12 protein-coding genes are annotated in these 20,738 nt (G+C 70.7%); 10 read left to right on the plus strand and 2 right to left on the minus strand.

The window, feature by feature from the left end:
• The first annotated feature begins 11 nt into the window (after positions 1–11).
• The 8 genes from ACFWXC_RS27590 to ACFWXC_RS27625 all read left to right on the plus strand — a co-directional run bounded on the left by ACFWXC_RS27590 (position 12) and on the right by ACFWXC_RS27625 (position 15,905).
• Positions 12–1,502 carry a 3' terminal RNA ribose 2'-O-methyltransferase Hen1 gene (locus tag ACFWXC_RS27590; RefSeq protein WP_384482956.1) on the plus strand — a complete coding sequence of 497 codons (1,491 nt, stop codon included), beginning with the start codon at positions 12–14 and terminating at the stop codon, positions 1,500–1,502.
• A complete protein-coding gene (locus ACFWXC_RS27595; protein WP_384482958.1) occupies positions 1,499–4,042 on the plus strand; it encodes a polynucleotide kinase-phosphatase in 2,544 nt (847 codons plus the stop codon). Before ACFWXC_RS27590 ends, ACFWXC_RS27595 begins: the two co-directional genes overlap by 4 nt.
• Positions 4,043–4,216: 174 nt before the next feature.
• Positions 4,217–5,719 (plus strand): hypothetical protein, encoded by a 1,503-nt coding sequence (locus ACFWXC_RS27600; protein ID WP_384482960.1) that lies wholly within the window; start codon positions 4,217–4,219, stop codon positions 5,717–5,719.
• An 11-nt stretch (positions 5,720–5,730) separates the two neighbouring features.
• Positions 5,731–6,822 carry an AAA family ATPase gene (locus ACFWXC_RS27605; protein WP_384482962.1) on the plus strand — a complete coding sequence of 364 codons (1,092 nt, stop codon included), beginning with the start codon at positions 5,731–5,733 and terminating at the stop codon, positions 6,820–6,822.
• Positions 6,822–11,309: an FxSxx-COOH system tetratricopeptide repeat protein gene (gene fxsT / locus ACFWXC_RS27610; protein ID WP_384482964.1), complete on the plus strand. Its 4,488-nt coding sequence runs from the start codon at positions 6,822–6,824 to the stop codon at positions 11,307–11,309. Before ACFWXC_RS27605 ends, fxsT begins: the two co-directional genes overlap by 1 nt.
• 139 nt (positions 11,310–11,448) lie before the next feature.
• Positions 11,449–12,624 (plus strand): hypothetical protein, encoded by a 1,176-nt coding sequence (locus ACFWXC_RS27615; protein ID WP_384482966.1) that lies wholly within the window; start codon positions 11,449–11,451, stop codon positions 12,622–12,624.
• A complete protein-coding gene (locus tag ACFWXC_RS27620; protein WP_384482968.1) occupies positions 12,621–13,748 on the plus strand; it encodes a caspase family protein in 1,128 nt (375 codons plus the stop codon). The genes ACFWXC_RS27615 and ACFWXC_RS27620 overlap by 4 nt, the downstream gene beginning before the upstream one ends.
• A gap of 426 nt (positions 13,749–14,174) precedes the next feature.
• Complete coding sequence (locus ACFWXC_RS27625; RefSeq protein WP_384482970.1) at positions 14,175–15,905, plus strand: HEXXH motif domain-containing protein; 1,731 nt, start codon at positions 14,175–14,177, stop codon at positions 15,903–15,905.
• Positions 15,906–15,908: 3 nt separating this feature from the next.
• Here ACFWXC_RS27625 and ACFWXC_RS27630 read toward each other — a convergent pair whose 3' ends face one another.
• Both ACFWXC_RS27630 and ACFWXC_RS27635 read right to left on the minus strand, forming a co-directional pair.
• Positions 15,909–16,802: a hypothetical protein gene (locus ACFWXC_RS27630; RefSeq protein ID WP_384482972.1), complete on the minus strand. Its 894-nt coding sequence runs from the start codon at positions 16,800–16,802 to the stop codon at positions 15,909–15,911.
• Positions 16,803–17,043: 241 nt separating this feature from the next.
• Complete coding sequence (locus tag ACFWXC_RS27635; protein WP_384482974.1) at positions 17,044–18,147, minus strand: SPFH domain-containing protein; 1,104 nt, start codon at positions 18,145–18,147, stop codon at positions 17,044–17,046.
• 128 nt (positions 18,148–18,275) lie between these two features.
• Here ACFWXC_RS27635 and ACFWXC_RS27640 point away from each other — a divergent pair, with 128 nt between their 5' ends.
• Together ACFWXC_RS27640 and argF are read left to right on the plus strand one after the other, a co-directional pair.
• On the plus strand, positions 18,276–19,499 hold the full coding sequence (locus ACFWXC_RS27640; RefSeq protein ID WP_384482975.1) for an arginine deiminase: 1,224 nt from the start codon (positions 18,276–18,278) through the stop codon (positions 19,497–19,499).
• 115 nt (positions 19,500–19,614) lie between these two features.
• Positions 19,615–20,622, plus strand: coding sequence for an ornithine carbamoyltransferase (gene argF / locus ACFWXC_RS27645; RefSeq protein ID WP_384482977.1), 1,008 nt, complete (start codon positions 19,615–19,617; stop codon positions 20,620–20,622).
• The last annotated feature ends 116 nt before the right edge of the window (positions 20,623–20,738 follow it).

Raw genomic sequence — 20,738 nt, forward strand, 5'->3', positions numbered from 1 at the left:
GGCGACCCACCGTGTTCCTGACGATCACCACCACCGGCACCCCCGAACGTCCCGCGACCGACCTCGGGTTCCTGCTGCACAAGCACCCCGACAACGCGCAGACCTTCTCGACCTCCTACGGCATCGCGCACGTCTTCTACCCCGAGGCGGATGCCCGGCGCTGCACGGCGGCGCTGCTCCTGGAGGTCGACGCGGTGGCGCTGGTCCGGCGCGGCAAGGGCAAGGGACGCGGCGGGGCCCCCGACGCGGCGCTCGCGCAGTACGTCAACGACCGCCCGTACGCGGCCTCCTCACTGCTCGCCGTGGCGATCGGCAACGTCTTCTCCAGCGCGATGCGCGGAGTGTGCCGGGCCCGCCCCGAAGCCCCGGAGCAGACCAGGCCGCTGCGCGTCGAGGTCCCGGCGCTGCCCGCACGGGGCGGCCCCGACCTGGTACGGCACCTCTTCGAGCCGCTCGGCTGGACGGTGACCGCCGAACCGGTCGCCCTGGACACCACGTTCCCGGAGTGGGGCGACTCGCGGTACGTCGGTCTCGTCCTGGAGTCCGAGGCGCTGACCCTCGCCGAGGCGCTGCGCCACCTCTACGTCCTGCTCCCCGTCCTCGACGACGCCAAGCACTACTGGGTGTCCGCCGAGGAGGTCGACAAGCTGCTGCGCGCGGGCGAGGGCTGGCTGCCCGGCCACCCCGAGCAGAAGCTCATCACCACCCGCTATCTCTCCCGCCGCTGGTCGCTGACCCGGCAGGCGATGGAGCGGCTGGAGCTGGTGCGGCTCGCCGAGACCGACGACAGCGAGGTCGAGGAGATCGACAACGCGGTCGAGGAGGAGACGGAGACGGAGGAGAAGCCGGCGCCGCTCGCGGTGCAGCGCCGGGAGGCGATCATCGGCGCGCTGCGCCGGTCCGGTGCCGCCCGGGTCCTCGACCTCGGCTGCGGGCAGGGCCAGTTGGTGCAGGAGCTGCTGAAGGACCCGTCGTTCACCGAGATCGTCGGCGTCGACGTGTCGGTGCGGGCGCTCACCATCGCCGCGCGCCGGCTCAAGCTGGACCGCATGGGCGAACGCCAGGCGTCCCGCGTCAAGCTCTTCCAGGGCTCGCTGGCCTACACCGACCAGCGGCTCAAGGGGTACGACGCCGCCGTGCTCAGCGAGGTCGTCGAGCACCTCGACCTGCCCCGGCTGCCCGCCCTGGAGTACGCCGTGTTCGGCGCCGCCCGCCCGCGCACGGTCCTGGTGACCACGCCGAACGTCGAGTACAACGTCCGCTGGGAGACCCTCCCTGCCGGACACGTCCGGCACGGCGACCACCGCTTCGAATGGACCCGCGAGGAGTTCCGCGCCTGGGCCGCCCGGGTCGCCGAACTCCACGGCTACCACGTCGAGTTCGTCCCCGTGGGCCCGGACGACCCCGAGGTCGGCCCGCCCACCCAGATGGCTGTCTTCGAGATGAGCACAGCCGGGACGGGCACCACCGCTCCCGCCGTGAAGGAGGCGAAGGCAGCATGACCGAGCAGACAACAGGACGGGTCCTTCCCGTCACCGACCTCTCCCTGGTCGTCCTCGTCGGCGCCTCCGGCTCCGGCAAGTCCACCTTCGCGCGCCGCCACTTCAAACCGACCGAGGTGATCTCCTCCGACTTCTGCCGGGGACTGGTCTCCGACGACGAGAACGACCAGGGCGCCACGAGGGACGCCTTCGACGTGCTGCACTACATCGCGGGCAAGCGGCTGGCCGCCGGCCGTCGCACGGTCGTCGACGCCACCAGCGTGCAGCAGGAGTCCCGGCGCCAGCTGATCGACCTGGCCAGGAAGTACGACGTGCTGCCCATCGCCATCGTCCTGGACATGCCCGAGGAGGTGTGCGCCGAGCGCAACGCGGCCCGCGCCGACCGGGCCGACATGCCGCGCCGGGTCATCCAGCGCCACATCCGCGAACTCCGGCGCTCTCTCAGGCACCTGGAGCGCGAGGGCTTCCGCAAGGTGCACATCCTGCGCGGTGTCGAGGAGGCCGAGTCGGCGACCGTCGTCACCGAGAAGCGCTTCAACGACCTGACCCACCTCACCGGCCCCTTCGACATCGTCGGCGACATCCACGGCTGCGCCTCGGAACTGGAGTCCCTGCTCGGCAGGCTGGGCTACGCCGACGGCGTGCACCCCGACGGCCGTACCGCGGTTTTCGTCGGCGACCTCGTCGACCGCGGCCCGGACAGTCCGGGCGTGCTGCGCCGGGTGATGTCGATGGTGAAGTCGGGCAACGCCCTGTGCGTGCCCGGCAACCACGAGAACAAGTACGGGCGGTATCTCAAGGGCCGCAAGGTCCAGCACACCCACGGACTCGCCGAGACCATCGAGCAGATGGAGGGCGAGAGCGAGGAGTTCACCCAGCGGGTACGGGAGTTCATCGACGGGCTGGTCAGCCACTACGTCCTCGACGGCGGGAAGCTGGTCGTCTGTCACGCCGGCCTGCCCGAGAAGTACCACGGCCGTACCTCCGGCCGGGTCCGCTCGCACGCGCTGTACGGCGACACCACCGGCGAGACCGACGAGTTCGGCCTGCCGGTGCGCTACCCGTGGGCCGAGGACTACCGGGGCCGGGCGGCCGTCGTCTACGGCCACACGCCGGTCCCGGAGGCGACCTGGCTGAACAACACCATCTGCCTGGACACCGGCGCCGTCTTCGGCGGCAAGCTGACCGCGCTGCGCTGGCCGGAGCGGGAGCTGGTCGACGTACCGGCCGAGCGGGTCTGGTACGAGCCGGCCCGGCCGCTGCGCTCCGAGGCGCCCGGCGGCCAGGACGGACGCCCGCTCGACCTGGCGGACGTGCACGGCCGGCGGGTCGTGGAGACCCGGCACCAGGGCCGGATCGCGGTCCGCGAGGAGAACGCGGCGGCCGCCCTGGAGGTGATGAGCCGCTTCGCGGTCGACCCGCGTCTGCTGCCGTACCTGCCGCCGACGATGGCTCCGACGGCCACTTCGCACGTCGAGGGCTATCTGGAGCACCCGGCCGAGGCCTTCGCGCAGTACGCGGAGGACGGGGTCGTCCGGGTCGTGTGCGAGGAGAAGCACATGGGTTCGCGGGCGGTGGCCCTGGTGTGCCGGGACGCGGAGGTGGCGCACAAGCGCTTCGGCGTCGCGCCCGGCCCCACCGGCTCCCTCTACACGCGCACCGGACGCCCGTTCCTCGACGACGAGTCGGTGACCGAGGAGATCCTCGGCCGGATCCGCGCCGCCGCCGACGCGGCCGGGCTCTGGGACGAACTCGCCACCGACTGGCTCCTGCTTGACGCCGAACTGCTGCCCTGGTCGCTCAAGGCCGGCGGGCTGCTGCGCACCCAGTACGCGGCGGTGGGCGCCGCCTCCGGCGCGGTGTTCCCGGGCGCGCTGGCCGCCCTGGAGGGCGCGTCGGCGCGCGGTGTGGACGTCGCCGGGCTGCTCACCCGGCAACGTGGACGTGCCGCCGACGCGGCCGCGTTCACCGACGCCTACCGCCGTTACTGCTGGACCACCGAGGGCCTGGACGGGGTGCGCCTCGCCCCCTTCCAGATCCTCGCGGTACAGGGCCGCAGCCTCGCCACGCTCCCGCACGACGAGCAACTCGCCCTCCTGGACCGGCTGGTGGAGAACGACCCGACCGGCCTGCTCCGGACCACCCGGCGCCTCTACGTCGACACCGGCGACCCGGAGTCGGTGCGGACCGGTGTCGACTGGTGGCTGGAGATGACCGGCCGGGGCGGCGAGGGCATGGTCGTCAAGCCGCTCGGCGCGGTGGTGCGCGACCCGAAGGACCGGCTGGTCCAGCCCGGCATCAAGTGCCGGGGCCGCGAGTACCTGCGCATCATCTACGGCCCCGAGTACACCCGTCCCGACAACCTGGCCCGCCTCCGGAACCGGTTCCTCAACCACAAGCGGTCCCTGGCGATCCGCGAGTACGCCCTCGGCCTGGAAGCCCTGGACCGCCTCGCGGACGGCGAGCCGCTGTGGCGGATCCACGAGGCGGTGTTCGGGGTGCTGGCCCTGGAGTCGGAGCCGGTCGACCCGCGGCTGTGAGCGGACCGGGCGCCGTAGTCGACTTCCTGCCAGACCCCCGATCGCGACGGGGTCTGGCAGGGCGTCCTGATGTGGATCCCAACCGTCCCTGGTTAAGCGGTGGTTGCCGTGCTAATTTCGCTGGTCAGTCAGGCAGGTGGAGCCGACTCAGGGGGAAAGTCGGTGAGGAGAGGTGTGGCGCCCGGCGAGTCCGACCGCGAATTCGGACAGCAGCCGGATTTCGAGCTGCTGTTGCGGTTCACCGAGATCCTCTGTGAACTGGGCTGTATGGAGGACGCGCCGAGCCGCGTACAGTTCGCCAGTCTGCTGGGAGGCCAGCTCGACCGGCAGGTGGACATACGTGGCGTCAGACTCCGTGAGGATGTGGTGAGTCTCGTCAATGCCGCACTGAGCATGGCGGGAGGCGAACACGTTCTTGTAGGCGTGGTCCGTATCCTCGAAGGCGCCCAGGCGGGAGACGAACTCAACCGGCTGATCAGCCCCGTTCCCGCTCTGGCCGGTCCGCTGTCCAGGGAGGACGAGAAGAGCGCGCGAGTCGCTCTCACCCGCGGCGATCTGCCTACCGCACGATTACGGGACGGTCTGGCCGAGGAACTCGTCTGTGTCGATCTCCCGCACGGACTCATGCCCGAACAACTCTTCGTCCACCTCCTTGAATGGAATGTGCAGGCGGACGGCCTGCCGCCCGTTGTGCTTCTTCTCGACCACGCGGCTCATCTCGCCCGGACCGCCGAACACCGCCTGGTGCTGACCGCATGGGTCGATGGCTGGACCGAACGGGCGGGTCTGAGTGCGGAGTTGGAGGAGCGCCGGGAAAGGCGCGCGACCGTGGTGTGGTCGCCGGACATCCCTCGTACCCTCGTCGTCGCTGTCGAACCGGCCGGCGACGCCAGCCCGGACGTCGTGGTGCGGACCTGGACCAACGCGACTCCCGGCCGCTGGGACCCCCGGCCCGGTGAGCCGGACGTGATCCCGATGGAGGACCTGGGCAAGGCGGTGGACTCGGCTCTCCGACACGGAACTCAACTCTGGCTGATACCACGTGAGCGGGAATTGAGTACTCCTCAGGAGCCGCCTGCGTGCGTGGAGTTCGTCCTTCCGTACGACCTGCTGAACCACGATGTGGCGGGTTTGACGCTCGCGGTCGGTGACGGCGAGCCTATTCCGCTCGGCCTACGGTACGGGGTGCATCTACGGAGTCTGGAGCGCATGCGTACGGACAACGCACTGGTCAGGGAGCAGTGGCAACGGCGTTGGGCGGCTCTTAAGCGGTACGGGATCACGGTGCACGCCTGGAAGGAGACAGACGCCCAGCGGCTGCGGGCCTGGCAGATCGCGCTCGCCGGGGAGTCGAGACATACTGCGGTGCTGCTGGACGCGCCGGCGGGAGTGTCCGCCCTGGATGCGCTCAAGGCGGCGATCTCGGAAGGGATCGGACTGGCCGTCTGGGACCGCAGGGGCGTGTTCGAAGAGGAGAGGCGTGAGGTGGTGACGGCGGTGTTCGCGGCCGTGGCTATGCCCGTGCAGTTACCCTCCGTAATCCATCGCATGCGTCGGAACGCCGAGAGCGGCCTTGACGCGGTTCAGTACCTGGCCAGGAACATCGGATTCCTCTGGGACGACCCCACGCGTGTCGTCGACATGCAGGCCGCCGATCCCGACGAACTCGCCAGCTAGGAGGCTTCGGTATGAACGCACCGGAACGGATGGCCGCGGACGACTGGCGCGTGTTCCACGCCACCGGACGACGGCAGGACATCCCACCCGTGCTACCCGACCCGCCGCCTTGGCGAAAGTTCCGTGGCAGCCCGGCCGAAGCCTCGCCCCCGGACGACCCCGAGGCCGCGCTGCGCCGCCTGGGGCCCGGCGGTATGACCCCCCAACTCGACGACGAGCAGATCGAGATCGTCAACTCTGCTCTGTTGTTGCGCCGTCCGTTGCTGGTCACCGGCCCTCCAGGGGTCGGTAAGTCGACGCTCGCCTATCTGATGTCGCGTGAGCTGGGACTCGGCCGGGTGCTCGAGTGGAACGTCGTCAGCCGTACCAGTCTGCGCGACGGCCTGTACGTCCATGACGCCATGGGGCGCGCCCAGGCGATCGCCGCCTGGCAGGCAGAACTCCGGGAAAGGGCGACACCAGGGCCCGCGTTCGATGGCGGCGAACAAATCGTCAACTCGGCGCCCACTTCTGGAGATCGTCAACTTGCGCCAGTTCTAGGGGAGTTCATTACACTGGGGCCTCTGGGTACCGCCTTGCTGCCGTACGACCGGCCTAGGGTGCTTCTCGTCGACGAACTCGACAAGAGCGACATCGACTTGCCGAACGACCTGTTGCACGTCCTGGAGAATGGAAGTTATGAGGTTCCGGAGCTGGTGCGTGACGCCGCCGACACGGCTGGCGTGCACACCAGTGATCCGGGCGGCCGGACCGTGGTGCACAACGGCCGCGTCGAATGCCGGGAGTTCCCGGTTGTGGTGATCACGAGCAATGGTGAGCGGGAATTCCCCGCCGCCTTTCGACGTCGTTGTCTGCCCATGGAGATGCGTCCGCCCACCCGGGAACAGCTTCTGGCCATGGTGGAAGGGCACTTGGGGCTTCGCCCGCGAGGGACCGAGGACCTGGTCGACCTGTTCGTCCAGCGGGTTCAGGCGGGGGGCACGCACAGTCTCGATCAGTTGCTCAACGCTGTCCAGATGACAACCGTGGGTGGTTTCCAGGCCGATGGGGACGGGCGTAAGCTCGTGGAACTGCTGCTCCGCGACCTCTCGAAGGGCCGCTGATGACCGGCTTTCCCCGGGAGCGCGCATCCGGACTCGGTGACGAGGACCCTGCGTCGGGATCGTCCCCGACTCCTTCGGCGTACCCTCTCGCCGACGGCGAGGCGAGCGGGGGCCGAGCCCTTCCCTCGGTCGCGTCCGACGACTTCGTACCGCGTTGGCAGGAGATCGCCGACGCGGTATGGCTCGTCGCACACCGGGACAGGTACGGTGGTCCGGGCGAGGCCGGTCAGGAGACGGCGGATCCGAGCTCCCCGGCCGTACCGCCGCCAGGTGCCGGGACCGGACGGTTTGTACGGTCGGCGATGACCGACGACGTATTCCTGCCGCCGTCCGTGAGTGACGAGGACGTTCGCTCCGAGGCGCCGACCGCACACTCTTCCGACGCCGCCCCTGACCCCGCCCCGCATTCGGCCGTGCGTCTCTTACCGCACCCCGAAGGCCGTCTGAAACTGCATCTGAGTCAGCCGCTGCTGTCTCGGGGCGAACCGGATCTGTTGGGTCCCGGCCGAGTCACAGCCCTGCTCGCACGTGCCCTGCACCACCTGGCCCGCCGCGTTCCGTCCCGCAGCAGTCTCGAGCTGGACGAGGAGGCCACCGCGGAGCAGGGCGTCGTGGACGGGTTGTGGATGCCGTTCCTGCGGCCGGCCAGGGTGCCGGCCTTCGACTTGGTGCTGTTGGTCGACGATGCCCCCACCATGAGGATCTGGCGGGAGACCGCCGGACACCTCGCGCGCGCCGCCGAGCACAGCGGTGCTTTCCGCGGTGTACGCACGATCAGGGTGACTCTGCCACGTACCGGCAGCGCCACACTGCGCTGGCCCATGGGGCGGGCCGTCGCCGATCCCGCCGAGCTGCTGGACGGGCGGGGCGGCCGTATCTTCCTCGTGGTCACCGACGGGCTGGCGCACGGCTGGGCCGCTACCGCCGCCGACGATCTGCTCGGCCGCCTCGCCCACGCCGGACCCACCGCCCTGGTTCACCTGCTGCCGCCGCATCTGCGCCACCGGTCCTCCCTCTATCCGTACCCCGCCGTACTGGAGGCCGGTGGGTTCGGAGCCGACAACGGCGGCCTCCGGCACTGGGAGCCGCCCGGGGGCCCCGATCCGATGCGTCCACTGCCTGACGCGGGGGACAACTCCGTTGCCGTGCCGGTCCTGTCCCTGAAGCCCGCCTCCCTCGCGGCCTGGTCCGACCTGGTGACCGGTGGGCGCGGTGTACGCCGCTCGCTGCCCGTGGTCCTCGCGGGCACCCTGAGCAAGGGAGCGCCGGCTCCGGGTCTGCATGCCCCGCGCCTGCCGCGCGCCGCCACTGCCGCCGTCACGCGTTTCTTCAATCTCGCCACCCCTTGCGCCCGTCGCCTCGCCGTCCAAGTCGCCGCCATTCCCTTCGATTTCGAACTCGTCGAGCAGTTGCGGCGACGCGTCGTGCCGGAAGCGGGCCCCGATCATCTCGCTGAGGTTCTCATGGGTGGACTGATCGACTGGGAGAGCGGCGAAGAGGGACGCCCCGAGTTCGCCGAGGGCGTCCGCGAGGCCCTGCTCGCGTCCACCACTCGCAGCCAACTCGCACGCACTGTCAGCGTAGTGGGTGAACTGCCGGCCGCCGGGGAGCGTGGTGTCGCCCTGCGTGCCGCCCTGCACGACCCGCTGCGGGCCACCTTGCCCGACCCCGCCGCACGCAGCTGGGTCCGCACTGAACTGGCCGTGATGCGCGCCCTGTCAGGGCCCTACTCCGAACGGGCCAAGCGCATCGCACCGAACCTGTCCAGGGAGCCCGCAGCTGTACGGGCCGGGGGCAGTTCGTCTGCGGATGCACTCCCAGAGGTGAATATCCCGGGCGAAACGGCTCCGACCGGGCTAACAGACGGTCATGCGGATGCACGAATTTCCGATCGGACTGGAGAGTCTGCGCCGTCTCTGGCGGCCGGCGCGAACCGACAAGAAACCCTGGAGGCAGAGTCGCTCATGCAGAGCACCACGACCACAACGCCGGCCCTACTGGTGAACGTCCCCATGCGTAACACCTCGTTCGTCGGCCGCCAGGCGCTGCTGAGGGCCGTGGAGGAGCAGCTCGCTGCCCAGGACACCACAGCCGTGCTGCCCAACGCACTGCACGGCCTCGGTGGCGTCGGCAAGTCCCAGCTGGCGTTGGAGTACATCTATACCCATCAGCGCGATTACAAGATCGTCTGCTGGATCCCCGCCGAGCGCGAGAGCCTCATCCTGGCCGCGTTGTCTTCCCTCGCCTCGCAGCTGGGCGTCGCCCCGGCCGGCCAGGACAGCCTGGGCGCGGCCGCGGCCAACACCGCCGTGCCCGCGGTGCTGGAGGCACTGCGCGCCGGGCGGCCGTACGACAACTGGCTGCTGATCTTCGACAACGCTGAGGACATCGAAGCGGTGCGCGGCTACTTCCCTCACAACGGACCGGGCAAGGTCATCGTCACCTCCCGGAACCGGGGCTGGGAGCGGGTGGCCACCTCACTCCCGGTGAACGTCTTCGAACGCGACGAGTCGATCGAGCTGCTCCAGAAACGGGCCAAGGACCTGACCCGGCAGGACGCCGACCGGCTCGCCGAGGAACTGGGCGACCTTCCGCTCGCCGTGGAGCAGGCCGGTGCGTGGTTCGGCGTCACCGGCATGCTCGTCGACGAGTACCTCGACCTGCTTGCCCAGCGCAGCCCGGAGATCCTCGAACTCGAAGGAACTCCCGACTATCCGATCTCCGTCGCGGCCGCCTGGGACATCTCCCTGGAACGCATCCAGGAGAACAACCCAGGCGCCCGCCAGCTTCTTGACATCTGTGCCAGCATGGCCCCTGAACCCATTCCCAGGTCCATGCTGCGCGGCAGCCGAGGCGTCAACATCACGCCGGAGATCGACCCGATGCTGCGTGAGTCGATCAAGCTGAACCGAGCCGTTCGTGATCTCAGTATGTTCTCCCTGGTCAAGGTCGACCCGCGCGCCGATACCCTGCAGATGCACCGCATGCTCCAGACCGTGCTGCTCGCCAAGCTGACCGCCGAGGAACGGGAGAGCATGAGGGAGGCGGCCCACCAGCTGCTGTCCGCCGCCAAGCGGGGCGCCTACGGATCCTCTCTGGAGTGGCGCACCTATCAGGCACTGCTGCCGCACATCCTCGCCTCACAGGCGGTGACCAGTACCGACTCCTACGTGCGGGATCTGGTCTACGACACCATGTGGTTCCTCTACTACTGGGGCGACCACGAAGGCGCCGCGGACTTCGGCCGTCAGGCATGGAGCGCCTGGCTCGCAGCCTCGGGCGAGGAGGACATCTATGTCATCCGGATGACCAAGGGTTTCGCCTTTCTGCTGCGCCAGATCGGCCAGATCCCGGAGTCGATCCCGCTCACCGAGAAGGCACTCGAGGTCTCCCGCCGTGTGGGGGTCGAACCCGAAGACCTGATCGACTCCCTGTGCGAGATGTCCGACGCCCACCGTTACCAGGGCCGGTTCCAGGAGGCACGGGACCTGGGCGAGGAGGCTACCGACCTGGCTCGCTCACTGTTCGGCCCCGACGACCCGATCACTCTGCGGGCCAGTCACAGCTGGGGCGTCGACCTGAGGCTGTGCGGGCAGTTCAGAGAAGCACTGCCGCTCGACCAGGAGACCGCTCGCCAGCGCGACATACTGTTCGGCTCTGCCAGTTTCTTCACCCTCAACTCCCTGCAGTCCCTGGGCATCGACATGCGGGAGGCGGGCCAGTACCCCGAGGCGCGCGAGTTCCAGGAGGACATTTACCGGCGGGCGATCTCCGAGCTCGGTGACGAACACCCACTGACCCTGCGCATTGCCCGCGACCTCAGCGTCTGCCGTCGCCGGGACGGCGCCCTCGCCGAGGGCGCCAAGCTGGCCGAGGACACCCTGCGCAGCTTCGAGGCTCGCTACGGTGAGGAGCACCTTGACTCGCTGACCACGGCGACCAACGTCTCCGTGGATCGACGCCTGGCCGGGGACCTCGAGGGCTCACACCGGCTCGCGGAGGCCACGGTGGCCCGGTTGGAGCGACGCCTCGGCGGTGACCACGCGCACACGCTCGTGACGAAGGCAAATCTGGCGGCCACGGAGCGGGCCCTGGGCGCGCTGGAAACCACGCAGGAGCTGGAGGAGGACGTGGTACGCAGGCTGAGCGACACCGTGGGGCCGCAGCACATCATCACCCTCACCGTCGGTCTCGGCAGGGCCAACACCGCGTATGCCAGGCTCGACTTCGACGGGGCGTACGCAATCGACTCCGATCATCTGGCCTTGCTGGCGGACGTGGCGGGCGACAACCACCCGCTCACCCTCTCCTGCACCGCCAACCTGGCTCTCGACCTGCGAGGGCTTGGGCGGGTCGAGGAGGCGGACACGCTCCAGCGCAAGGCCGTGGAACGCCTCGCGGGAGTGCTGCGCAGCGACCACCCCTGGCTCCAGGCCGCCCGCCAGCGCCGTCGCATCGAGTGCGACATCGCGTCCATGCCGCTCTGACCCGGACGGCCGGAACGGCCGCTGCTGGAGACGCTTCCGGCGCAGGCCGTCCGATCCCGTCCCAACGCCCTTGCGCGGCTGCTAACTTGACGTGGCAATGGCAGTCGTACCCAGCGCGCTTGGTCGTCACGGGGGGCATATGACGGCGGTCGTCTTCGTCCACGGCACCGGTGTCCGCGAGCCGGGCTTCTCCGCGCTGGTGGGGCGCGTCGCTGCCGGTCTGACCGCACGACGCGACGGACTTCGCGTTGTGCCCTACTACTGGGGGGCGGCACACGGTGCCACGCTCGCGGCCGGTGGCGTCAGCCTGCCGTCCCGGTCCGGTGCCGAGCGGGGAGTGGGTGAGGACGCGGCGACGCAGGACCCGGATGACGAAGCGGCTGCTACCTGGGGCACTCTCTATCGCGACCCGTACGCCGAATTGGCCCTGGCCGCTGCCCGAGGCGTTCCAGGCGCCGAACGCCCGCCGGGCTCCGAACCGCCCCAGCGGCGGGCCCGGGCGTCGCTGGCCGCCCTCGCCGCCCAGGGCGACGCGCCCGCTGCCGAGCTGGGTCCCGGTCTGGCCCGTGCCGCCGTCGACCTGGCTGGCCATCCCCTGCTCGGTCCCGCCGCCGAAGCCCTTGATCCGGCTAACCTCGCGGTTCTCGCTGCCCGCTCCCTGGCCGCGCGCCTCATCGGCGACGCCCTGGACGCCGGCTCCCCGCTCATCCCGACAGGCGAGACCCGCGACGCCGTCATCACCCGGATCGCCGAGACCCTCGGCGCACCGCCCCGGGGCGCCGAGCGCGGGCTGCGTTCCTATCTGCTGCGCACCGCGGGCGCGATGGCCTCGCGAGCCGTCGAGCGCCGTCGGCGGCCACTCACCGAGGCGGCTCACCCCGCCGCCGGTGACATCCTCCGGTATCTGAGCCGAGGCGAAGCCTTCCGGGACGGCCTGCGGTCCCTTGTCGTCGGCCTGGAGCCGCCCGTCGCCGTGGTCGGCCACAGTCTCGGTGGCATCATCGCCCTCGACACGCTGATCTCCGCCCCGCTGCCTCAGGTCGGGCTTCTGGTGACGGTGGGTTCCCAGGGGCCCTTCCTCTACGAGTCGGGTTCCCTGCCGTCCCTCGAACACCCCGCACCACTGCCACCGTATGTTCCCGCGTGGCTGAATCTGTACGACCCCCGCGACCTGCTCGGCTATCTGGGCGCGGGTCTTTTCCCGGGCCGCGTCACGGACGTCGCCGTCGACAGCGGCCAGCCCTTTCCCGCCGCGCACAGCGCCTACTGGACGAATCCAGCCGTCTACGGCCATATCGTGGAACACCTGCTGTGACGGGGCGCATGCCGTCCGTCGATCCCGCCCGGGTGCACGCTCTCGTGGTGGGAATCGAGGCTTACGAGGCCGGGGATGCCTGGCGACTTCCCGGGCCAGCCCGTGACGCCGTCCGGTTCTGGCGGCTGCTTCGGGACGCCGGAGTGCCGGAGACCCAGCTCCGCCTGCACCTGTCTGCGCTGCCTTCCTACGACCCGGAAGTGCCGTACGAGGACGCGGATCAGGCGACCCTGCGGCGCGTCCTGGTACGCGAACTGTCCCCGGTGCAGGGCGACATGCTGTGGGTGTGGTGGGGTGGTCACGGCGTGCTGGACCGGGCCGGGAGGCTCCGGCTGTTCTGCGCGGACGCGAGCGTCACCGACAAACTGGGCATCGATCTGGACTCGGCGCTCGCCAGGTTCGCGGGCGACGCTGTGCCTGGTCTGCGTGAGCAGATGTGGATCGTGGACGCCTGCGAGACCTTCGAGGAGGATCTCTCCTTCCAGGAGGCTCTGCCTCCTGACACGTTGCCGGTGGGGCGGCCCAATCACGTGCACCGGCAGACCGTGCTGCGCGCTGCCGGCCGGGGGAGGGCGGCGGTCAACGACCCTGCCCGTGCCACCGGACTGTTCTCCGATCTGCTGCTCGGCCTGTTGGCGGACCGGTCGGTCGCGCTGCCCGGTCCGCCCGATCCGGAGGAACTCTTTCCGGCCGTTCGGGCGGGCATCGCGGCCCTCAGGAAGGCGGGCCGAACTCTTCAGCACCCCGAAATCCGGCTCCAGGGCCCCGACCGCGCAGAGATCCTCCCTCCGGCCGCGCCGCCCGCCGTGCCGCGACCGCTTTCGGCGGTGCAGCGGGCCGTGGCGGCCCTCCTCGCCTATCCCCTGATGGCCGACCCCGCCGAACGGCAGACGGTCGTCGACGCGCTGAACCCACAAGTCACGGCCGTGCTGCGCCGCCACAGCAAGGCGCGCACCGATGTCGTCAACATCCTCGACGGGCTGGCCCGGCGGCACCCGGAGTCCCTGTGGGACCTGTACGAGGCCGTGGTCTCGGTGGACGACGATCCGGAGCTGAAGGTCGAACTCGCTGCGGCTCTGGGCGAGTTGGTGACCACCTCGGCCGGTCCGCGCAGGCAGAAGTGATCGGTGGCGTGATCGTACGGTTTTCGCCCCGGGTAGTAATGGCCATGATGGAAAGGACACGGGGCATCGCGTGCCTCCGTGCTAGAAGGGGGAGCATCTTGGACCGGCCGCTCGCTCCGCACCGCACCGGAGTCGCCCCACCCGCACAGGTTTCCGCCGGCGGGGGAGTAGGGGTCTGGGAATCCGATCTCGCGGACCTCGCGGCGCTGCCCCTGAGCGCCGTGGACGGTCTCCCTTGCCTGCCCCCCACCGCTCGCCTGCTGGCCGAGGTGCTGCGCGCCCGCAGCAGCATGAGGAACGGCGAAGGAGGGAACGGCGGAGCCCGAGCCGAGTAGCCTCGACCGTCCTGATGACAGTGCACCGGTGCGCCGGCCGCACGTATCCGGGTCCCAGCACGCCCGCCCACTCGACCGGAGGTCTGCGACGATGACCGAGCAGCACCACGCTCTCCTCCGAATGCCGGAACGGCTCTTCACGGAACTGGCCGGCGGAGGCGGCTCGGCCGAGGCCGTCGCGTTCCTCGAACGAGGAGAACGCGCACGCCGGTTGCTGCTCCTGCGCACCCTTCTTGACCACCTCGACGTGCTGTCCACTCCGCTCACCCCGGCCGCCGAGGCCTGGCGCGTGCTCAAGAGAGCGGCGGAGAAGTCGCCCGAGCCCGTCGAACGCCTACTGCTGGCTCCGGCAACGGGTGGCTGGATCTCCCACATGCTGCGGCGGATGCACGGTACGGCCACAGGGCCGCCGTTGTGGGCGGAGGCCGGCCACCTCTGCGCGCTGGCCCTGTCGGCTTCCCTGTACGTCGGCATGGAGACGGCTCTCGACGTTCTGCTCACCAGCGGGCGACTGCCACTGCCCGGACTCGGCATGCTCCAGCTTGACGGAGCGAAGGGGGGACTGGCGGTCGGACGGGCCACGACGGCCGCTGGAGAACTGACCGTCACCGGGCCGGGCGCCGCGACCGGTACGGTGCGTGTGACCTGTCGCCCGAGCACCGTGGCCCTGGGAAAACGGGTGAGCGCAGGCCGAACCGCGGTGCGGCGGGACCCCAGTGGCTGGCTCCCGCTGCGCACCCTCAGCCTCGCCGGCCCCGAGGACTCGACTTCGGTCACCGTAGTACTGGAGGACCTCGATCCCTACCGCGATCTCGACGACCACCAGCCGCCCTCCCGACTGGACGAGGACGAGGCACAGGAGTGGCAGCGGTTGGTCGGCGAGGCCGCACGCATACTCGCGTGGCCGGGCGTTCCGGGGCCCGGGCGGGTCGACCCTGCCATGATCCGGTCCATCGTGCCCTTCGGACGTACCTCGGTGAGCCCGCCCCCGCCGCCGTTCGTCCAGGTCTCGGCCTCCAGCGGCGACTCCTTCGGGGGCATGCTCGTCGTCCGCCCGGCCTCACCGCTCGCTCTCGCCGAAACTCTGGTGCACGAGCTTCAGCACAGCAAATTGGCCGCCCTCCTGCACCTGTTCCCGCTGCTGGACGACGATCGTGCCGAGCGTTACTACGCTCCCTGGCGCACCGACCCGCGCCATCTCACCGGCTTGCTGCACGGCTCCTATGCCTTCACCGGCGTCGCGGGCTTCTGGCGGGACCGGCTTGCCGAGGCCCCGCACGCCGGAGCGGCGGATCAAGCCGGCTACCACTTTGCGCTGCGGCGTCTGCAGAGCCGGCTCGCGGTGCGCACCCTGCTGGTCGGCGGACGCCTGACGGAGCAGGGCCGGGCGTTGGTGACCGGCCTGACCCGTACCCTCGACGGCTGGCTGCGCGAGCCCGTCCCGAAGGCTGCCCTGAGCCGGGCGCGCACGGTCGCCGTGTTGCATCGCACCGAGTGGCGGCTGCGCAACATCCTCCCGGACGCCCACTTGGCGCACCCGTCCGGCCCTGCGAGCGTTCGCCCCGACCGCACCCCCTGGCCGGACATACGCACCCACGCCTTTGCCACCAGCCCCGCTGCTCCGCACACGGCCGACGAGTATCTCGCCGCCGGTGATCCGGCGGCCGCTCTGGCCCGGTACACCGACGCTCTGGCCGCCGATCCGGCTGAACCCCATGCCCTCTCCGGCTGGATCGTGGCCCGCGCCGCCCTCGAACCCGGTCGCGTCGCTCGTCGGATGCTGGCCCGCCCAGAACTGCTCAAGCCGTTGCCGAGCCGTTGACCGTCAGCGCACCAGCCGCAGCCGTCGATCGCACGCCCCGACCCGGACCGTCTGCCCCCAGGTGAGCTCCAGGGCGTCGGTCTCGATGCCGTCGCCGAAGGCGATCAGACGGTCCGACTCGACCGTGAGCGTCAGGGACGCGGAGGCGGTCAGGTCGCCGGCGACCAGGGAGGTCCCGGTCGCCGGCGAGGGCCAGGCCTCCCGGACGAACCACAGCAGGCGGTCCTCGGTGGGGGAGGGCAGCGTCAGCCGGGTGCCGCGCTCCTGCCACAGCGAGCGCAGCCAGCCGGTGGCCCCCGTGCCGGTGCCCACCAGCACCCCGGAGGAAGCCTGGGCCTCGACGACACCCCCGTCGTCCTCGAGGCCCAGGCGGTATCGGGCGGTCTGGTGACCGGCGGTTCCGAGATAGATCTCGTTGAGCGCCACGAGCCGCTGGGTGTCGTCGGCCACCGCCTCGACCATGGTCAGCTCGTCGGCGCGCGAGGCCTCGAACGAGGCCAGCAGGAGGGCCGCGTGCTCCGGCCGGTGCCGTACCAGCACACCGGGGTTGCGGCCGGGGTCGGTGTCGATGCCGATCACCGGCTGGCCGTCCAGGTACTTGGCCACGTTCGCCACCAGCCCGTCCTGGCCGACCACCAGGACCACGTCCTCGGGCCCGAACAGGAAACGGTCCAGGTCGGCCCGCTCGACCCGGGCCTGCCGCCAGGTCAGCGGAATCGCCGAGGCCACCTCGGCCAGCGCCCGACCGGTCCGGCGGTGCCGCTCGGCGACCTCCTCGATGTCCCGCCCCCGGGAGGAGAGGAAGAAGGCGGCCTGCCCGTGGGTGCCGTGGTGGGCCACCAACTCGTCGTACTCGGAGGTGCGGTGGACGAGGACCACACGGGGCGCGAGGCTCATGACGCCGCCTCCGGGGTTCGGCCGGGCCGGGGGGCGGGCCTCGGCGGGACGGCGGGCCGGGGTGCGGCTGGTTCCGCGGTCCGGCGGGCGGTCGTGCTTCCGGTGCCTATTCCGACGGGGGTTCGGCCGGGCCGGGCGGCGGGCTTCGGCGAGGCGGCCGGCCGCAGTGCCGCCGACTCCGCGGCCCGCTGGGCGGCTCCGCCCTCCGTGCCGTCCCCTGCCGGGGACCTGCGGGCCGTGTTCACGCCCCCTCCGCCGAGCCCAGCTTCGCCAGCAACCCCGTCAGCACGTCCGGCGACACGGTCACGCTGTCGATGCGCGGCAGGTTCTCGGCGAGCCGTGTGCCGGTGAGGGCGTGCAGCGTGGCCACGTCCACCTCGCCGTGCACCCGCAGCCAGGCCGCCTGTGCCGCGGCCCGGGCCTCACCGGTCTCCCGGGCCCCCTCGGCCTCGGCCCGCGCGAGCGTGACCGCCCGGGCCGCCTCGGCCTCGCCCAGCTTCACGGACCGGGCCGCCTCCGCCTCCGCGAGCCGTACCGTGCGCGCCGCCTCGGCCTCCGCCAGCTTCACCGACCTCGCGGCCTCCGCCTCCGCGCGCACCGCGTCGGCCGCCGCGTGCTCCTCCGCCTCGCGCCGCGTGTTGGTGCCCCGCTGCTCGACCAACTGCTCCTCGCGGCGGGCCAGTTCGATCTGGCTGGCCAGCTCGTTCTCGGCGATCGCCCGCTCCCGCTCGACGGCCACCGCCCGCCGTTCGTAGGTGGCCCGGTCGGCCTCCTGCTGGATCTGCTCGCGGGCCGGGGTGCGCAGCGCCCGCTCCACCTCCGGTTCCGGCCGCAGCGCCATCACCCGCACGGCCACCACCTCGATCCCGGTGGCCGGCAGCCGGGGTTCCGCGCCGAGCCCCTCGGCGATCCGCTCCCGGACCGCCGTCACCCCGTCGACCAGCGCCTCGGCCAGCGGGGTGCGGGCCAGCACGGCCAGCGCGTGCTGCTGGGACGTCTCCGTGAGCAGGGTGCCCAGCTGCTCCAGCGGGGTGCCGCGCCAGACGCCGGTGTCGGGGTCGATCGAGAAGTCGAGGCGGGCGGCCGCCAGCGCCGGGTCGCCGATGCGGTAGGTGACGGTCGCCTGCACCGCCACGTCCTGGAAGTCGGCCGTACGGGCGTGGAAGGTCATCGTCAGTTCGCGGTCGTCGACCGGTATCTCGGAGATCGCCGCGGTGAGCGCGCGGAACCAGAAGCTGATGCCCGGCCCGTCGTGGAGCAGCTTGCCGCCCCGGTGATGTCTGATGTGCGCCGTCGGGGCTCCGCGCAGATGGCGCCGGCCCAGCCGCCGGGTGATGTCGGCCATGAAGTCCCCCTCGTGATTTAGAGTCAGCATGACAATAATCGCGTCCGTCGCGCTTGTCGTCAAGAGGACGAGAACAAGAAACGGTCGACCTGGGGGTGAACCCGGTCCGCGATGGTCAGGATGGAGTCATGGGATTCCAAGTCGACTCCGAAGCCGGGCGGCTGCGCCGCGTCATCCTGCACCGGCCGGATCTGGAGCTCAAAAGGCTCACCCCCAGCAACAAGGACGCCCTTCTCTTCGACGACCTCCTCTGGGTGCGCCGGGCCAGGGCCGAACACGACGGTTTCGCGGACGTGCTCCGGGACCGCGGGGTCGCCGTCCATCTCTTCGGCGACCTGCTCACCGAGACGCTGGCGATCCCGGCGGCTCGCACCCTCGTCCTGGACCGGGTCTTCGACGAGAAGGAGTACGGTCCGCTCGCCACCGACCATCTGCGCGCCGCCTTCGAGGACCTGCCCGCGCCCCAGCTGGCCGAGGCGCTGGTCGGCGGCATGACCAAGCGGGAGTTCCTGGACGGGCACGCGGAGCCCACCTCGGTCCGCTTCCACGTCATGGACCTCGACGACTTCCTCCTCGAACCGCTCCCCAACCACCTCTTCACCCGCGACACCTCCGCCTGGGTCTACGACGGCGTCTCCATCAACGCCATGCGCTGGCCGGCCCGGCAGCGCGAGACCGTGCACTTCGAGGCGATCTACCGGCACCACCCGCTCTTCCGTGGCGAAACGTTCCACGTCTGGTCGGAGGGGCAGGCCGCCTACCCCTCGACCATCGAGGGCGGCGACGTCCTGGTGATCGGCAGCGGCGCGGTCCTGATCGGGATGAGCGAGCGCACCACCCCGCAGGCCGTGGAGATGCTCGCGCACAAGCTGTTCGAGGCGGGCTCGGCGCAGACGATCGTGGCCCTGGACATGCCGAAGCGGCGCGCCTTCATGCACCTCGACACCGTGATGACGATGGTCGACGGCGACACCTTCACCCAGTACGCCGGGCTCGGCATGCTCCGCTCGTACACCATCGAACCGGGCAGCGGCGAGAAGGAGCTCAAGGTCACCGACCATCCGCCGGAGCACATGCACCGCGCGATCGCCGCCGCCCTCGGTCTCAGCGAGGTCCGGGTCCTCACCGCCACCCAGGACGTGCACGCGGCCGAGCGCGAGCAGTGGGACGACGGCTGCAACGTCCTCGCCGTCGAACCCGGTGTCGTCGTCGCCTACGAGCGCAACTCCACCACCAACACCCATCTGCGCAAACAGGGCATCGAGGTGATCGAGATCCCGGGCAGCGAGCTGGGCCGGGGGCGGGGCGGTCCGCGCTGTATGAGCTGCCCGGTGGAGCGGGACGCCGTATGAGAACGGAGCCGTGGAGGACCGAGGCCGTAAAGGCCGGAGGTGCCTGTATAGAAATGTGAAACATCGTATAGACTTCCAAAAGTCCCGCGTCGATCTCTACTGCTGGAGCGCCCCCATGGCGACAGTCCCGACCGCCCTCGCCGGCCGCCACTTCCTCAAGGAGCTGGACTTCGCCCAGGAGGAGTTCCGCGGGCTGGTCGAGCTGGCCGCCGAGCTGAAGGCGGCCAAGAAGGCCGGGGCCGAGACGCAGTACCTGCGCGGCAGGAACATCGCGCTGGTCTTCGAGAAGACCTCCACCCGCACCCGCTGCGCCTTCGAGGTCGCCGCCGCCGACCAGGGCGCGCACACCACGTACCTGGACCCGGCGGGCTCGCAGATCGGGCACAAGGAGTCGGTGAAGGACACCGCCCGGGTGCTCGGCCGGATGTTCGACGCGATCGAGTACCGCGGGCACAGCCAGGGCGTGGTCGAGGAGCTGGCCGCGTTCGCCGGAGTGCCCGTCTACAACGGTCTCACCGACGAGTGGCACCCCACCCAGATGCTCGCCGACGTGCTCACCATGACCGAGCACAGCGACAAGCCGCTCACCGGCATGGCCTTCGCCTACCTCGGCGACGCCCGCTACAACATGGGCAACTCCTACCTCGTCACCGGCGCCCTGCTCGGCATGGACGTGCGGATCGTGGCGCCCCGGCTGCTGTGGCCGGACGACACGATCGTCGAGCTGGCCCAGCGGCTCGCCGACGCGTCCGGCGCCCGGATCTCGCTCACCGAGGACGTGAAGGAGGGCGTGCGGGGCGCCGACTTCGTCGCCACCGACGTATGGGTGTCGATGGGCGAGCCCAAGGAGGTCTGGGACGAGCGGATCGCGCTGCTCGGCCCCTACGCCGTGACCATGGACGTGCTGCGCGCCAGCGGCAACGCCGACGTCAAGTTCCTGCACTGCCTCCCGGCCTTCCACGACCTGGGCACCGACGTCGGCCGGGAGATCTACGAGCGCCACGGACTGACCGAGCTGGAGGTCACCGACGAGGTGTTCGAGTCCGAGCACTCGGTCGTCTTCGACGAGGCCGAGAACCGGATGCACACCATCAAGGCGGTACTGGTGGCCACGCTCGGCTGACCGCCGCCGTAACGCACAGGCCTCACCAGGCCTTATTCTTTCCGGCGGCCCGGCCCACCCCTGCCGCGGCCGCCACGGCGACCGACCCGGATCGCACCCGCACCACCAGAAACGAG

The sequence above is a fragment of the Streptomyces sp. NPDC058683 genome, from assembly GCF_042716195.1.
Classification (GTDB): Bacteria; Actinomycetota; Actinomycetes; order Streptomycetales; family Streptomycetaceae; genus Streptomyces.

Bases quoted from the DNA above. Each gene is read 5' to 3' on its own strand.
- ACFWXC_RS27595 (WP_384482958.1), top strand. From the start codon at position 1,499: ATGACCGAGCAGACAACAGGACGGGTCCTTCCCGTCACCGACCTCTCC.
- ACFWXC_RS27605 (WP_384482962.1), top strand. From the start codon at position 5,731: ATGAACGCACCGGAACGGATGGCCGCGGACGACTGGCGCGTGTTCCAC.
- fxsT (WP_384482964.1), top strand. From the start codon at position 6,822: ATGACCGGCTTTCCCCGGGAGCGCGCATCCGGACTCGGTGACGAGGAC.
- ACFWXC_RS27615 (WP_384482966.1), top strand. From the start codon at position 11,449: ATGACGGCGGTCGTCTTCGTCCACGGCACCGGTGTCCGCGAGCCGGGC.
- ACFWXC_RS27625 (WP_384482970.1), top strand. From the start codon at position 14,175: ATGACCGAGCAGCACCACGCTCTCCTCCGAATGCCGGAACGGCTCTTC.
- ACFWXC_RS27630 (WP_384482972.1), bottom strand. From the start codon at position 16,802: ATGAGCCTCGCGCCCCGTGTGGTCCTCGTCCACCGCACCTCCGAGTAC.
- ACFWXC_RS27635 (WP_384482974.1), bottom strand. From the start codon at position 18,147: ATGGCCGACATCACCCGGCGGCTGGGCCGGCGCCATCTGCGCGGAGCC.
- ACFWXC_RS27640 (WP_384482975.1), top strand. From the start codon at position 18,276: ATGGGATTCCAAGTCGACTCCGAAGCCGGGCGGCTGCGCCGCGTCATC.
- argF (WP_384482977.1), top strand. From the start codon at position 19,615: ATGGCGACAGTCCCGACCGCCCTCGCCGGCCGCCACTTCCTCAAGGAG.